The organism is Rahnella bruchi, from assembly GCF_003614975.1.
In the GTDB taxonomy this organism is placed as follows: Bacteria; Pseudomonadota; Gammaproteobacteria; order Enterobacterales; family Enterobacteriaceae; genus Rahnella; species Rahnella bruchi.
The window spans coordinates 398,064-413,860 of sequence record NZ_QZWI01000001.1; the positions used below are offsets into that span (position 1 = coordinate 398,064).

General features: G+C 50.2%; 14 protein-coding genes. 10 read left to right on the forward strand and 4 right to left on the reverse strand.

The features are described from left to right. The first annotated feature begins 222 nt into the window (after nucleotides 1-222). The 6 genes from pyrC (at nucleotide 223) to D5398_RS01935 (ending at nucleotide 4,973) form a co-directional block, all read left to right on the forward strand. On the forward strand, nucleotides 223-1,272 hold the full coding sequence (pyrC, locus tag D5398_RS01910; protein WP_120506107.1) for a dihydroorotase: 1,050 nt from the start codon (nucleotides 223-225) through the stop codon (nucleotides 1,270-1,272). Nucleotides 1,273-1,353: 81 nt separating this feature from the next. Beyond that, nucleotides 1,354-1,608, forward strand: coding sequence for a DNA damage-inducible protein I (gene dinI / locus D5398_RS01915; protein WP_120134634.1), 255 nt, complete (start codon nucleotides 1,354-1,356; stop codon nucleotides 1,606-1,608). 346 nt (nucleotides 1,609-1,954) lie between these two features. Then, on the forward strand, nucleotides 1,955-2,209 hold the full coding sequence (gene bssS / locus D5398_RS01920) for a biofilm formation regulator BssS (protein WP_013576258.1): 255 nt from the start codon (nucleotides 1,955-1,957) through the stop codon (nucleotides 2,207-2,209). 142 nt (nucleotides 2,210-2,351) lie between these two features. Next, entirely contained in the window at nucleotides 2,352-3,467 is a 1,116-nt protein-coding gene (gene solA, locus D5398_RS01925; RefSeq protein WP_120506108.1) for an N-methyl-L-tryptophan oxidase, read from the forward strand. A gap of 202 nt (nucleotides 3,468-3,669) precedes the next feature. Then, entirely contained in the window at nucleotides 3,670-4,338 is a 669-nt protein-coding gene (locus D5398_RS01930) for a LuxR C-terminal-related transcriptional regulator (RefSeq protein WP_120506109.1), read from the forward strand. A gap of 176 nt (nucleotides 4,339-4,514) precedes the next feature. After that, nucleotides 4,515-4,973, forward strand: a complete 459-nt coding sequence (locus tag D5398_RS01935; RefSeq protein ID WP_120506110.1) for a MarR family winged helix-turn-helix transcriptional regulator — start codon at nucleotides 4,515-4,517, stop codon at nucleotides 4,971-4,973. Between the two features lies 1 nt (nucleotide 4,974). Here the strand turns inward: D5398_RS01935 and D5398_RS01940 are convergent, their stop codons facing one another. From D5398_RS01940 to D5398_RS01950, 3 genes are read right to left on the reverse strand one after another with little or no spacing between them, the layout of a single operon-like run. Then, the gene (locus D5398_RS01940) at nucleotides 4,975-6,012 is read right to left on the reverse strand and encodes an AI-2E family transporter (RefSeq protein ID WP_120506111.1); all 1,038 of its coding nucleotides are present in this window, start codon (nucleotides 6,010-6,012) and stop codon (nucleotides 4,975-4,977) included. A gap of 18 nt (nucleotides 6,013-6,030) precedes the next feature. Beyond that, nucleotides 6,031-9,126, reverse strand: coding sequence for an efflux RND transporter permease subunit (locus D5398_RS01945; RefSeq protein WP_120506112.1), 3,096 nt, complete (start codon nucleotides 9,124-9,126; stop codon nucleotides 6,031-6,033). A gap of 9 nt (nucleotides 9,127-9,135) precedes the next feature. Further along, nucleotides 9,136-10,296, reverse strand: a complete 1,161-nt coding sequence (locus tag D5398_RS01950) for an efflux RND transporter periplasmic adaptor subunit (protein WP_120506113.1) — start codon at nucleotides 10,294-10,296, stop codon at nucleotides 9,136-9,138. Between the two features lie 557 nt (nucleotides 10,297-10,853). On the opposite strand from D5398_RS01950, the gene D5398_RS01955 reads away from it, so the two are divergent. Together D5398_RS01955 and D5398_RS01960 are read left to right on the forward strand one after the other, a co-directional pair. Continuing rightward, nucleotides 10,854-11,399 carry a cytochrome b gene (locus tag D5398_RS01955; protein ID WP_120506114.1) on the forward strand — a complete coding sequence of 182 codons (546 nt, stop codon included), beginning with the start codon at nucleotides 10,854-10,856 and terminating at the stop codon, nucleotides 11,397-11,399. A 74-nt stretch (nucleotides 11,400-11,473) separates the two neighbouring features. Next, a complete protein-coding gene (locus D5398_RS01960; protein ID WP_120506659.1) occupies nucleotides 11,474-12,049 on the forward strand; it encodes a YceI family protein in 576 nt (191 codons plus the stop codon). A gap of 70 nt (nucleotides 12,050-12,119) precedes the next feature. Here the strand turns inward: D5398_RS01960 and trhO are convergent, their stop codons facing one another. Next, nucleotides 12,120-13,175 carry an oxygen-dependent tRNA uridine(34) hydroxylase TrhO gene (gene trhO, locus D5398_RS01965; RefSeq protein ID WP_120506115.1) on the reverse strand — a complete coding sequence of 352 codons (1,056 nt, stop codon included), beginning with the start codon at nucleotides 13,173-13,175 and terminating at the stop codon, nucleotides 12,120-12,122. A gap of 230 nt (nucleotides 13,176-13,405) precedes the next feature. On the opposite strand from trhO, the gene D5398_RS01970 reads away from it, so the two are divergent. Then, nucleotides 13,406-14,503, forward strand: coding sequence for an NADH:flavin oxidoreductase/NADH oxidase (locus D5398_RS01970; protein WP_120506116.1), 1,098 nt, complete (start codon nucleotides 13,406-13,408; stop codon nucleotides 14,501-14,503). Nucleotides 14,504-14,847: 344 nt separating this feature from the next. After that, nucleotides 14,848-15,783, forward strand: a complete 936-nt coding sequence (locus D5398_RS01975) for a Kdo(2)-lipid IV(A) acyltransferase (RefSeq protein WP_120506117.1) — start codon at nucleotides 14,848-14,850, stop codon at nucleotides 15,781-15,783. Nucleotides 15,784-15,797 lie beyond the last annotated feature (14 nt).

Here is a 15,797-nt window from a genome sequence, read left to right on the forward strand (position 1 = left end):
ATGGTTCTCCCGTTATTTTGTCCTGCTTCAGGCTCACACCATGAAGCACGGTGACTAAAATCTTTGACTACTATGACCCTTTCGATACATTGATTTCAATACGAACTTTATTTAACAGATGCAACACATCGGTTTTACGCTTATCCTTGTTCCCCGCCGTTAATGCTCCCATTACCGCACCTGATCCCAACGTCTTGTCTCTCAATGCCGGAGTTTTGCCTGATGACCGCAACACCGCAAGTTTTGAAAATCCGCCGCCCAGATGACTGGCATATTCACCTTCGTGATGATGAAATGCTCAGTACGGTGTTACCTTTCACCAGCGAAGTCTTTGGCCGTGCGATTGTCATGCCAAATCTGACGCCTCCTGTGACGACGGTTGCCGCAGCAATCGCATATCGTGAACGTATTATGGCTGCTCTGCCCGACGGGCATACATTCACGCCTCTTATGACCTGCTATCTGACGGACTCTCTGGATCCTGAAGAAATTGCCCGCGGTTTCGAGCAAGGCGTGTTCACTGCTGCAAAACTGTATCCGGCCAACGCGACTACCAATTCTCAGCACGGGGTATCAGATGTCAAAACGATTTTCCCTGTGCTCGAACGCATGCAGAAAATCGGCATGCCTTTGCTTATCCACGGCGAAGTTACGCACAGCCATGTTGATATTTTCGATCGCGAAGCCCGCTTCATTGATGAAGTGATGGACCCGGTGCGTCGTCAGTTCCCTGAGTTGAAAATCGTCTTTGAGCACATCACCACCAAAGAAGCGGCTCAGTATGTTCTTTCCGGTAATCAGTATCTGGGCGCCACAATAACGCCACAGCATCTGATGTTTAACCGCAACCACATGCTGGTGGGCGGCGTTCGCCCTCACCTGTTCTGTCTGCCAATCCTCAAACGTAACGTTCATCAGGAAGCATTGCGCGAAGTTATCGCCAGTGGCGCTGAGCGTTTCTTCCTCGGCACGGATTCCGCACCACACACCAAAGGCCGCAAAGAATCAAGCTGTGGCTGTGCGGGTTGCTTTAATGCGCCACTTGCCCTGCCAGCTTATGCGACAGTCTTCGAAGAAATGAATGCCCTCCAGCATTTTGAAGCGTTCTGCTCCCTTAATGGCCCGCGTTTTTATGGTTTGCCACTTAATGAAGATTTCATCGAGCTGACGCGCACCCCGGTGACTCAGCCAGAAGAGATGGCTTTGGGTAATGAATCGGTTGTCCCATTCCTCGCAGGACAAACCCTGAACTGGAAAGTGACCTCGTTCTGATTACGATTTCTCAATACAGTGACTTGCGCTGATTATGATTTGACTGTATAAATATACAGTCAAATCTATTCAGGAGGTCCTATGCGTGTTGAAGTCACAATCGATAAAACCAAGCCTCTGCCTGTTGGCGCGCTGGACGCGTTATCCGGTGAATTGAGTAAAAGAATTAACAAACAGTTTTCCGACCGCGAAAATAAAATTCAGGTCCGTTATGCCGGAGCAAATAGCCTATCCGTATTGGGCGGAGCCAAAACTGACCGTGACCTCATTGAAGAAATTTTGCAGGAAACCTGGGAAAGTGCTGATGACTGGTTTTCAAATCAGAACGATGAGTAACGCTATGAAATTTCAGCAAACCTATTCACTTTCTTTACTCTATCTATAATAATCAGGTTTATTAAAACCACGCCGCAAGGCTATTTCTGTATTTCACCGGGCGTCGCAGTCCGGTTTTTTATTCCATTGAGATGCATAAATCACAATTCAGCCTAAAAATAATTTGCGTTAATCTTCGGACTATTCTGCTGAACAATTAATCGATACAAATTATTTACAATTAAATACTCTCAAATCTCACCCTAAATCGATTTAGCTGTTTATACTGAAATAGCTCACCTGATAATGAGCCGCATTGATCCTCAGATAGTCACTCACGTTAGTCACTACAATATAAGGGGTCTATATGGACAGAAATGATGAAGTTATTCAGACACACCCGCTTGTTGGTTGGGATATCAGTACCGTCGACTCTTATGACGCCATGATGATACGTCTTCATTACCTGTCTTCAAAAGACCAGACACCCGAGGATGCTCAGGTAGACAGAACCTTGTGGTTAACTACCGACGTTGCCCGGCAACTGATTAACATTCTCGAAGCCGGCATTGAAAAGATAGAATCTAACGAGTACGAATACAGTGATCACCGAAAACATTGATTTTTATCTGCCAGCCTGAGGCACCAGCGATTTCATCCTGGTGCCTTTTTCTTTGCCCCTGCCCTGCTTGCCATCACTGCCGTAAACTCTCTATCATGCCTGTAGCCTATTTGTTAAAAACTCACCTCAGGAATTTTTAAATATGGATTACGATCTCATCATCGTCGGCAGCGGTTCAGTCGGTTCAGCGGCTGGCTACTACGCCACCCAGGCCGGGTTGAAGGTGCTGATGATAGACAGTTCAATGCCGCCCCATCAGGCAGGCAGCCATCACGGTGAAACCCGCCTGATTCGCCACGCTTACGGCGAAGGTGCACGCTATGTGCCTATGCTGCTCAGGGCACAGACGCTCTGGAATGAACTGGCAGAACTGAGCGGCGAAAAAGTTTTTCATCGCAGCGGCGTGCTTAACATTGGCCCAGAAAATTCTAAATTCATCGGCAATGTGAAACACAGCGCTCAAACTTATCATCTGAATACACAGGACATGAGCGCCGCTGAAATTCGCGAGAAATGGCCACTGTTCACCCTCCCTGACGGTTATTCCGGCGTGTTTGAGCCTGATTCCGGCTATCTGCAAAGTGAAATGGCCATCACAGCTTATATCCGCCTGGCACGCGAGGCCGGGTGCGCGCAGTTGTTTAACTGCCCTGTTGAAAGTATTCAATGGCTTGATGACGGCGTCGAGGTCGCTACCGCGGACGGTATCTACAGCGCAGCGAAATTGCTGGTTTCGGCGGGTACCTGGGTGACCAAAATTCTGCCTGAATTGCCGGTAAAACCACTGCGTAAAGTGTTTGCCTGGTTCCATGCTGATGGCCGCTACAGTGAGGAAAATCATTTCCCTGCGTTCACGCTTGAGACACAGCAAGGTGACCAGTACTACGGATTTCCGTCAGTCAAAGACGCCCTGAAGCTCGGAAAGCACAACGGCGGTCAGTGGATCACCGAACCGGAGGAACGTAAACCCTTTGGCAAGATCAGTCAGGATGGCACCGAGTCTTTCAATTTCTTCCGCCACTTCCTGCCGGGAGTTGGCGTCAGCCTGCGTGGTGCATCATGCACTTACGATATGACTGACGATGAAGACTTCATTATTGATACGCTGCCTGACCGGGAAAATACGTTGGTTATTTCAGGGTTGAGCGGTCATGGGTTTAAATTTGCCAGCGTATTGGGTGAAATAGTTACTCACTTCGCTAACAATCATCCTATTCCTTTTGATCTGAAACCTTTTTCTCTCTCAAGATTCAGCTAATGTAAAAATGTTTCAACCATCGTTAATAATTAACGATGGTTGTCATTATATTTCTGTAAGGATTATTTCTAATTTCGCTTTGAACCAGATCAATAGTCTGGTATTTCCGAATTGACAGCATTATAGAAAAAAAACTATGCTAGCCGCAGAAATCACAGGAGTGGTTTCCATTGCGTAATCACACGCATGACAAGGACGTAAAATGAAAATCTCAATTATTGAACCCTGCGGCTTTACCCGATTAGGAATTTTCTCTTATCTGGTTGAGAATAATAATCTTAACATTATTGATAGCGTGAATGTTTCACAAGCATTAGATACAATCCCTGAATTCCAGCCAGACATTATCTTAGTCAACATGACAAAATATTGTCACAATGCTGAATTATCTGAAGAATTAAAATGCTTTTTCGACCTGCGACACAGCGCTCGTATATACTGTTATATCGATGCGAATTATCCTGACTGTGATGTCCCGATCCCTGTTACCCGCGAAGTTTTTATTCTCAACAAACAGTCACTCACGTCATTATTACAAGGCATAGCTTTAGATCCGCAATCATTTACACCGGATAATAATTTCAAGATACCCAGAACCTTGTTCAGTGATCAGGAGATTCTGGTCATGAGTTACTGGATGTCGGAAATGCCAAACTACCGCATCGCCAGAAAATTGAATATCAGCAGCCGCACGGTGTATGTCCATAAGCGTCATCTGGCGCAGAAAATAAAAGTTCGCAACCGTCTGGAGTTCTGTTTCGTGTATAACCTCATCAAATATTTGTTCTGGCCAATTGATGATATTTCCGCAACACCCGTCAGTCGTCAGATTAAAGACGATCTTCAGCAGATTTACAAAATCTACAGCTGAACCAACCTAAACACCCATTTCCCTGTTCTGTCAGGATATTGGGTGTTTATATCCACACTATTTCCTGCTTTAATTAACCTTCGTGTTCAGTCCAATCCATAGGTCAGTTGCACTCTGCCCGCAGAGGGATACAATTACCTCAACATTAGCAGACTAATTTTGAGTGACCTCACGATATGCTTAAACCAACATTTGACGAAGCAACGCCGGCGGTGATCACTGAAACATTGCTGTCGGTTATCCGGCTTATGCGCAAACAGGTCGACGCCGCAATGTCAGCTCAGGGACTCTCCCTGGCACGCGAAAAACTACTGACTGCAATCGCGCAGGAAGGCACCTGCCGTCCCGCGGAGCTGGCAATTGTGCTCCAGCAATCTCCCCGGACAATTACAGACGCGATAGATGCGATGGACAGAGATGGTTTACTGGTACGTCGTCGCCATCCCACCGACCGCCGTTCACAGCTGCTTGAGCTGACAGAAGCCGGAAATCAGGCGCTGGCGCAGGTAAAAAAACCTAAGCAGGAAGCCATCGGCAGATTGTTTGACGGGCTTGATCTCGCCGCCCGTCAGCAATTATTGATATCGCTGCAAAGTATCGAAACTCTGGCCCAACGAATAGAAGAACAGAACTGACTTAGCGCTTCAGCGGTCCGTCGCCCAGCAGTACAGCAATTTTGTGGCCAGCGGCGGTCGGCTCCAGTGCGATTTTCAGCACAATCGTCAGCGGCACGGACAACAACATCCCCACCGGGCCCATCAGCCATCCCCAGAAAATCAACGATACAAACACGACCAGCGTTGAGAGCCCAAGTCCGCGACCAAGAATTTTCGGATCAATAATGCTGCCAAACAGCAGATTGATCAGAATATATCCTCCGGTCAAAATCAGACCATCACTGATGCCATTGAACAAAAATGCCTGAATGATGGGGGGAATTGCCGCGATAAAAGACCCAATGTTGGGAATATAATTAAGTGCAAATGCCAGCATTCCCCAGAGAAAGGCAAACCGGATCCCCATGACAGCCAGCAGCGCCCACACCGCCAGCCCGGTCACCACGCTTATCAGCGTTTTGATCACCAGATAACGCGTTACGCTGTCGAGTGCACGCTGAACATTCGCCATGCCCTTGCCTGGATCTTCGGACATCTGCTGCACTTTATACGGCAGTTGCGGTACTTCCAGCAGCATAAACGCCACAGTCATCAGCAGTAAAAATAACCCCGCCATCGCGTTCGACAAATAGCTAATAAGCTTGCTTACCAGATTAAGCATCACGGCAGGGTCGATATATCCGGCCAGCTGTTCGGGCGTTAATGAAAATTCTGACCAGTGAAACCAGGTATCAACTTCGACCAGTTTGGCGGCAATCAGTCCCCGGTATTGCGGCAATGTGCGGGCAAACTCATTCAGGGTCATCAGTAGTTTGGTGGTCAGGAAAACCATCAGGCATACCGCAAGAGTCGCCACCAGTAAAACAGCGAGTGCCCGTGGCACCCGCCATTTTCCCAATAAGACAATCAGCGGATTGAGTACAAAAGCCAGAAACAGCGCCAGAATGAATGGCACAATGATATCTGCTGCTGATTTAATGCCCGCAAATATGACCACCAGCATCGCCATCATCACGACGATCCTCAGTCCCTGAGTTGTCACCATTGTCTTTCGCAAATTTTTCTCCCTCATGCCTTAACGGGATTTCGTCCATTCACGTAAACGCTGAATATGAACATACAGCGCAGGGATAAACAGGATCCCCATCGTGGTGGACAGCAACATGCCGCTAAACACTGTGACGCCGATAATATGGCGGCTCATGGCCCCCGCTCCGGACGCCATCACCAGAGGTAATACGCCAAGAATGAAGGAGATGGCCGTCATCATAACGGCACGAAAACGCTGTTTCGCCCCTTCCTGCGCGGCTTCGCGGACCGATGCCCCCTCTTCCCTGCGCGCTTTCGAGAACTCAACGATCAGAATGGCATTTTTCGCGGCCAGTCCGATGAGCAACACCATGCCAATTTGAGCATAGACATCGTTACTTAATCCCGCTAAATGCAGACCGCCGATAGCGCCAAAGACCGCAAAAATAACCGAAATCATGACCACCAGCGGGATGCTCCAGCTTTCGTATTGCGCCACCAGGAACAGATAGGCAAAAAGAAGTGCGGCAGCATAGATAAGAATTGCCTGCCCTCCGGCCTGAATTTCCTGCAATGACATGCCGCTCCACTCATAGCCATACCCTGCCGGTAACTTTTCGCTGAGGATATTTTCCATCTGCGCCATCGCCTCGCCCGAACTGACGCCCGGCGCCGCCGAACCACTCACCGCCAGCGACGGAAACTGGTTGTACTGCGTGATAAATGGCGCGCCCAGTGAGGGTGTCAGTTCCACCATTTTCCCCAGGCTGACCAGTGAACCGTTATCACTGCGCACGGTCAGTGTAGAAATCTGATCGGCGCGCTGACGATCCTCCATTTCATTTTGCATCTGCACGTTGAACAGGCGGTTATTCATGATGAAGTCACTGACATTCACGCCGCCCAAAGACGTCTGCAATGTCGAAAAAATCCGGCCAACCGGCACCTGCAACATTGCGGCGCGATCACGATCCACACTCAAAGCGATTTCCGGCACTGAGGCACTGAATGTGGTGAAGACCCGGCTCAGTTGCGGATTTTGATTGGCAGTCAGAATGATTGAGCGGCCAATTTCTGCCAGTTCCTGCGGCGACTGTCCCTGCAATGCCTGGAGGCGTAAATCCAGCCCCGAAGCGGTTCCCAGTCCGGAAATAGCCGGAGGATTTATCGCCATGATCATCGCGGAAGAAATCCCCGCCATTGCCGGTTGCAGGCGTCCTATCACCTCATCCACCGCGCTGCGCTCGCCCCAGGGCTTGAGCAGTACAATACCGAACGCGGTATTAGGCGCACTGCCGCCGCTCATCAGACTAAAGCCACTGATAGCGATCACGTCCTCAACCGCAGGGTCTTTCTCCAGAAGGGTCTGCATCTTGCTCAGGACTGCGTCTGTGCGGTTGAGCGACGCACCATCCGGCAGTTGTACATTCACGAAGAAGTAGCCCTGATCTTCATCCGGCAGAAAAGATTTGGGCAGGCTGTTGTAGCCCCACACGCACGCACCGGCGATCACCAGCACTGTCACCACGCTGGTCAGTGCATGCTTACTCAGAGCGGCAGCAGCTTTGACATAAGCATCACGCACGCTGTCCAGCCCCTGATTAAAGAGGTGGAAGAGGCGGGCAGCTTTCTCAGGGCGAGGTTTGAGCAGCGTCGCGCACAGCGCTGGTGTGAGCGTCAGCGCATTGATACTGGAAAGCACGACAGCGGCCGAAAGTGTTACGGCAAACTGGCGATACAGAGCGCCGGTAATGCCGGGCAAAACCGCAATCGGCACAAACACCGCCAGCAAAACCACGGTCGTGGCAATCACCGGCCCTGCAATTTGCCTGAGGGCTTTTCGTGTGGCAGCAACGCGCCCGAGTGATGGGTCTTCCGTCATCAGACGTTGGACGTTTTCTACCACTACAATGGCATCATCGACCACTACGGTCAGTGCCAGAATAATGGCGAAAAGACTCAGCGTATTGGCCGAATAACCAAGGGCATACAGCACGGCAAATGTGCCCAGTAACGAAACCGGAATAGTCAGGGCGACGATAAATGTCGCGCGGGCACTTTGCAGGAACAAATAGACAATCGTCAGAACGACGATAAACGTAAGCACCAGTGAAACGGCGATTTCATCCAGTGTCGCGCTGACAAAACGGGTCGAGTCGAACTTGATTTCATAGGTCAGGTCATCAGGAAAATTACGCGCCTGACGCGACATCTCTTCGCGTACTGCATTCGCCACATTCAGCGCATTGGCTCCCGGTGCGGGATACACTGAAAGGAATGCCGATGGCGTCTGGTTCAGCGTGGCATTGACCTGATAATCCTGCGCACCCAGCTCAATTCGCGCGACATCGCGCAGTCGAACCGCCCCGCCGTTGGCATTTTTGCGCACAATAATATTGCCGAACTCTTCTGGTGAACTCAGCCGCCCGGCGCCGCTGATGGTCAGGGTTTGCTGCTGTATCGAAGGACTTGGCGATGCGCCAATCTGTCCGGCAGCAGCCTGAACGTTCTGCTCGCGAATGGCAGCGCTGATTTCGATACTGCTGACATCCAGCGCTTCCATTTTGCGCGGATCCAGCCAGATACGCATACTGTAATCACGCGAACCAAAAACCCGAACATCACCCACGCCATCAACACGCGCCAGCGCATCGCGCAGCTGAATGCTGGCAAAGTTACTGATAAATAATTTGTCGTGCGTATTCTCCGGAGAAAGCAGGCTGATCCCCATCAGAATATTGGACGCCTGTTTGCGCACAGATACGCCGGTACTCAGTACTTCAGGCGGAAGTCGCGAGCTGACCTGAGAAATACGGTTTTGTACTTCCACGGCCGCGGTGTCCGGATCGGTACCGCTGGCAAAAGTAATCGTGAGCGTATAGCTGCCGTTATTGCCGCTGTTCGACGACATATACAGCATATTGCTGACGCCGTTGACCTGCGCTTCAATCGGTGCGGCGACGGATTCTGCCACATCACGCGCGCTGGCACCGGGATAGGTGGCGCTGACAGAAACTACCGGCGGCGTAATGTCAGGATATTGCTCTACCGGAATCACCTTCAGGGCAACGGCTCCAATCAGCGCGGTCACCAGTGCGATGACCACCGCAAAACGGGGTCTTTTGATAAATTGCTGAAGCATTGTTGTTCCTTAACCTTTCTTAGCGGGAGCGGAGGAGGCATCCGATGCGCCCCGTACATTGACCTTCATGCCTGGCTGAGCCCATTGCAGACCTTCCGTCACGACATTTTCACCGCCCTTCAATCCTTCAGCCACGAAATAACCTTGAGGCGTTTGCGCGCCCAGCCGGACAGGCCGCGCTTCGATGCGCTGTTCAGCATTTACCAGCAGAACAAAATATCCTGTCGCGTTTTGCAGCAGGGCCTGCGCAGGCAATACCGGTAACGGATCCCCTGCACGTGGTTGCGCCGTGACATTCACCGTCCCGCCGGGCAATAAACGGTGCTCTGGATTTGCAACCATCAACCTGACGGGCAATGTCCCTGTCTGCGCTTCGATGCGGTTACCCAGCGACTCGAAGACCGGTGTTTTCATATAAGGCGAGCCGTCTGATAAACGCAGGGACAGTGCCATATGGGCGTCAGAAAATGCCTGCCCGAGGTTGCCGCTGGTATGTGTAGCACTCAGAACATCGCGCTCGTTGACCGAAATCACCACACGTACGGGATCAAGCTGCACAATTTCTGTCATTACACCGCTGGCCGGGCTGACCAGACTGCCGGTATGAAAATGGCTCACGCCAATACGGCCTGAAATGGGTGCCGTGATGCGGGTATAACTCAGCTGAAGCTCCTGCGTTTTCAGCGCGGCCTGTGCCTGTGCAACGGTTGCGCGGGCGGTATCACGTGCGGCGAGCGCCGTATCGACATCAGACTGACTCACCGTTCTGGCATCTCCCAGCCGCTGTATACGGTTGAGATGGGTCTGAGCGTGGCGCGCCGTCGCATTAGCACTGTCGAGCTGGGCCTTTGCCTGAGCAACGGCGGCCTTATGCAAGGCCGGTTCAATTTCGTACAACAGATCCCCGGCATTCACAAACTGCCCTTCCTCAAAAGCGCGACGGGCAATAAAGCCTTCCGTCCGGCTGGTGATATTTACAGCCTGGACGGCCTCAAGGCGCCCGAGATAAGTACGCCCGGCGCTGTCAGACTGAGTTTTAATCGTGGCGGCGGTCACCACAGGCAGAGGCTGCGCAGCCTGAACGACCCGCGGGGCGATGAATAATGTCAGCAGTACCGCAATGGCGGCAAAACGTTTTGTTGCAGTAAACCGTTTTGTTGCAGTAAACATAGTGTCACTCTCCATGTGATGCCGGATGCCGCTCTCTTTGAATTCAGGGAAAGAACCCTCACCAGAAACATCAAATATAAGATAATAAAAATATTCCTAATCGAAATTTGAATGGATTATAAATATCATCCTATTACGGAAGCTGATCTCGATCAGTTATGAACAAAACCCTAAAAGTCTTTACGTTTCATTTAAGTTATATTGAGCATCCCCGCATAACTGCGGGGATACCTCCTGTCATATATGTTTAAAAAATATCTTTGAATGCATCGGATATTATTAATCACTGATGAAATCATTATTTTTACTCAAATATTTAGTCCGAAAGCAATCTTTACTTTCGATGACAAAAACTTACAAACCCATGCCAGCCGTGGTTTCATGGGAATAATCCGATCCCCCCAATACCTGATACGAAAGAGCTGAACAAGATTGGCTTTAAATAATCAAAAATAATGAACAAGTTAAATTAATCGACAATTTTGAAAATAATAGTTTGCCAAGATGTTTCCAAATGTTTACTTTTCAGAACACGTCATTATTGAGAACACCAACTTATGTTGTGGAAAAATACGACCTTCAGGTTCGGTAATATTTCGGTGATCCTGCACTGGATTATTGCACTGGCTGTTTATGGCTTATTTGCACTGGGATTATGGATGGTCGGTCTGGGTTATTACGACAGCTGGTATCACCGTGCGCCGGAAATACATAAAAGTATTGGCGTGCTGGTGTTTATTGCCATGATATTTCGTCTGGCGTGGCGATTTATTTCCCCGCCACCTGCACCTCTCGGTAGCTATAGCGCGAAGACCAGGATGGGCGCATGGCTTGCTCACGTTGTGCTGTTCATCGGGCTTTTCGGCATTCTGATCAGCGGCTATCTCATCTCGACTGCTGAAGGTCAGGCCGTCAGCGTTTTCGGCTGGTTTGATATTCCCGCGACGCTGTTCGGATTGGATCAGCAGGCAGACATCGCAGGCACGCTGCATCTGTGGATGGCATGGGGCATCGTAATTGTCTCAACGTTCCACGCGCTTGCGGCGCTTAAACATCATTTCATTGACCGGGACAACACCCTGACGCGCATGTTAGGTCGCTGAACTGCTCACTTTCTGTCGTTCACTTTCGTAATTTGTTTTGCTGTTAACTTAAAAATACATGGAGAATAAGTATGTTGAAAAAAACCACTCTGGGCCTGACGCTGGCATCTCTGTTACTGGCTGCCGGTTCCGCCACCGCAGCAAATTACAAAATTGATAAAGATGGCCAACATGCCTTTATCGAATTTCGTATCAAGCACTTAGGTTACAGCTGGCTTTACGGCAGCTTTAACGATTTCGACGGCGGATTCACTTTTGATGAGAAAGATCCCGCTGCGGACAACGTGAATGTGACCATCAACACCACCAGCGTGTTTACCAATCATGCCGAACGCGACAAACATCTGCGCAGTGCTGAATTCCTGAATGTCGGCAAACACCCGCAAGCCACATTCAAATCAACGTCAGTGAAAAAAGAAGGTGATAATCTGGCAGTGACCGGCGATTTCACACTGAACGGCGTCACTAAGCCGCTGACACTTCAGGCCAAATTACTTGGCCAGGGTAAAGATCCGTGGGGTGGCTACCGTGCAGGCTTTGAAGCAGCCGGGACGATCGCGCTGAAAGATTACGGGATCACTACCGATCTAGGCCCGGCATCACAGAACGTTGAGCTGATCATTTCTGTCGAAGGTGTGCAGGAGAAGTAATTATCTGCGCACAAAAAAAAGCCCTGAACAGCGGTGACCGTTCAGGGCTTTTTTATACTTCAGACGCCGGTCAGTCGTTTTCTGGTGCCGGAATATGCATCGTAGTTTGCAACAAGCCCTTAGACTTATTGAAAATCTTAATGCCATTTTCACGGCCAGCGCGCAGCGCACGCTGTTCTTCCACAGGCAGTTTCAGTTCAGTCATGCAGATTTCGCTGCAACACCCGTCAAACTTCGCCGCACATGTCGGGCACTGAATAAACAGCAGATGGCAGCCGTCATTTTTGCAGTTAGTGTGGTTATCGCATGCTTCGCCACACTGGTGGCAATGCGCGATCACATCGTCAGAGATGCGCTCGCCCATGCGCTCATCAAAGACAAAGTTTTTGCCTTTGAATTTGACCGGTAAGCCCTGCTCTTTCGCACGGCGTGCATATTCTATAATGCCGCCTTCGACGTGATACACATTTTTAAAACCGTTATGCAGCATATAGGCGCTGGCTTTTTCACAGCGGATCCCACCGGTGCAATACATCACGATTTTTTTGTCTTTGTCTTCTTTAAGCATATCAACGGCCATTGGCAGCTGATCGCGGAAAGTATCCGATGGCACTTCTATCGCTTTGTCGAAATGCCCAACTTCATATTCGTAGTGGTTACGCATATCAACAAACAGCGTGTCCGGATCGTCAATCATGGCGTTGACCTGTTCAGCTTTCAGGTACTCGCCCACGTTTGACGGATCGAAAGAATCATCATCAATCCCGTCCGCCACGATGCGGTCACGCACTTTGAGACGCAGCACCCAGAAGGATTTTCCGTCGTCTTCCAGCGCGACGTTCAGACGAATTTGATCCAGCGCCGGATGGCTGGAAAACAGCTCGGTTTTAAACGCTTCAAACTTGCTCTGCGGAACACTGATTTGCGCGTTAATCCCTTCTTTTGCGACGTAAATGCGACCAAACACGTTAAGGCGTGTCAGGCTGACGTATAAAGCATCACGGAAGGTTTTCGGGTCTTCGAGCTGGAAATACTTATAAAAAGAAACTGTGGTGCGTGGCTCGGTTTCAGCCAGCATGCGCGCCCTGAGTTCCTCGTTAGAAATACGGTTATGTAACACTGGCATGGTGTACGTTCCTGTCTTTCAGGGGAATTTAACTATCGGATACCGATTAGCTACTTTTGAAGCGGCAAGATTATACATTAAAGCAACAATGAGGACATCTTCCGTTGCAAATTCGTTCCAGGAAAAACACCTGCTGTTCATTGCCCTTCTTTTAAATGCGATAACCTATCCTTAGATGTTACCCATCCTTGTGAACTCTTCACCACGCTGAATTTTAAGGGGCATGAAATATGAGTAAGCTTTTTGAACCGATTACTTTGGGCAATCTGACACTGGAAAACCGCATTGTGATCGCCCCGATGTGCCAGTATTCCTCTGATGAGGGGAAAGCCACCGCCTGGCATCACGCCCATCTGGGCCAGTTGTCCTTCTCCGGCGCGGGTTTGCTTATCCTCGAAGCGACTGCCGTTGAAGCCGCAGGACGTATTTCTGCTGAGGATTTAGGGTTATGGGACGATGCCACTGAAGCGGCCATGAAAGACCTGATTACAGGGCTGCGTGAAAACAGCAATATGCCGCTGGGACTGCAACTCGGACATGCCGGTCGCAAGGCTTCCTGTGCTGCGCCGTGGAAGGGTGGCGCGCAAATCGCGCAGTCTGCCGGAGGCTGGCAGACCATCGCCCCTTCCGCCGTGGCTTTTGCACAAGGTACTGAAGCACCTGAAGCGATGTCTCTGGCGCGTATTGATGAACTGAAAAAAGCCTATGTGGACACTGTCCGCCGTGCGGACCGTCTGGGCTTTGACCTGCTGGAACTGCACGGTGCTCATGGTTATTTGCTGCATCAGTTCCTGTCACCGCTTTCAAACCAGCGCACGGATCAGTACGGTGGCTCACTGGAAAACCGTATGCGACTGCTGCTGGAAATCTTCCAGGAAATTCGTACCGAATTCCCGGCCGCAAAACCGATTGGTGTCCGTATTTCCGCCACTGACTGGGTGGAAGGAGGCTGGGACCTGGAACAGTCTATCGAACTGGCAAAAGCGCTGGATGAGCTGGGTTGCAGCTATATTCACGTTTCCAGCGGCGGCCTGAGTCCGCATCAGAAAATCGCCGTTGGCCCGAACTATCAGGTACCTTTCGCTGACGGCATCAAACGTTATGTGAGAATGCCGGTGATCGCCGTGGGGCTTATCACCGAACCGGAGCAGGCAGAAGCCATTATCGGAACCGGTCAGGCGGATATGATTGCTCTGGCACGGGGCATTTTATATAACCCGCGCTGGCCGTGGCATGCCGCAGCAAAACTGGGCGCTAAAGTCTCGGCACCGAAGCAATACTGGCGCAGTGAACCTCACGGGCTGAAAGGCCTGTTCCTGCCGGAATAATCTCCCAGTCACAAAAGCGCATCAGGCAGCCTTCGGGGCTGCCTGTTTCATTGACAAAAAACGTTTCTGTACTGATATTTGAAGCGATGGATACGGTGGCAAAAAGGATGACTACATAAAAGAGTCACATTGTTTTTCATTCATCCAATCCATAAGTAAAATGAGGTATTAATGCCATGAGCTTTCACCTCATACAAAAAAAATGCCACAATGTTTCACTTTGCTGCGAAAAATTACGGATAACCTTTATTTCCTGTTGAAATATGGACGAATTTCTCTGGCAGGCTGCTGCACTAGACAGAGCTTATAAACTTTCTACTTCGATCGATTGACGCAGAGAATCTATGACTCAGGTACCCACCTTTAACCGTTCGTTGCTGCACCCACGCTACTGGATCACCTGGCTTGGTCTGGGGTTGCTGTATGCGCTGGTATTATTACCTTATCCGGTCATTTATCGTATTGGCACCGGACTGGGCCGTTTCTCTATGCGTTTTCTCAAACGTCGCTATAAAATCGCGCAACGCAATATCGAATTATGTTTCCCGGATATGCATCCGGAACAGCGCGAAGATATGGTAGTGAAAAACTTTGAATCCGTGGGAATGGGTTTATTTGAAACCGGCATGGCGTGGTTCTGGCCTGATTGGCGTATCGAGCGCTGGTTCAAAGTCAGCGGCCTGGAGCATATTCAACGCGCGCGTGACAACAAACAGGGTGTGCTGCTGATTGGCGTGCATTTCCTGACCCTGGAACTGGGCGCCCGTATTTTCGGCATTCATAACCCCGGCGTCGGCGTTTACCGTCCGCACGATAATAAACTGATGGACTGGATCCAGACTAAGGGCCGTATGCGTTCGAACAAAGGTATGCTCGATCGCAAAGACCTCAAAGGGATGATCCGCAGTCTCAAGCAGGGCGACATCATCTGGTATGCACCGGATCATGACTACGGCCCGCGTGCCAGCGTGTTCGTGCCGTTCTTCGCCGTAGATAAAGCCGCCACCACCACCGGCACCTATCTGCTGGCACGGATGGGCAAACCGGCCATTATCCCGTTCACTCCACGCCGTATGGCGGGTGGAAAGGGTTATGAGATGATCATTCATCCTCAGGTGGCTGACTTCCCGCTGGATGATGAAGTTGTCGCCGCGACGTATATGAATAAAGTGGTTGAGAATGAAATCCGCCAGGCGCCGGAGCAATACATGTGGCTGCACCGTCGTTTCAAAACGCGCCCGCAAGGGGAACCCTCGCTCTATAAAGCGCTTAGTGAGTAACCTAAAAACCGGTC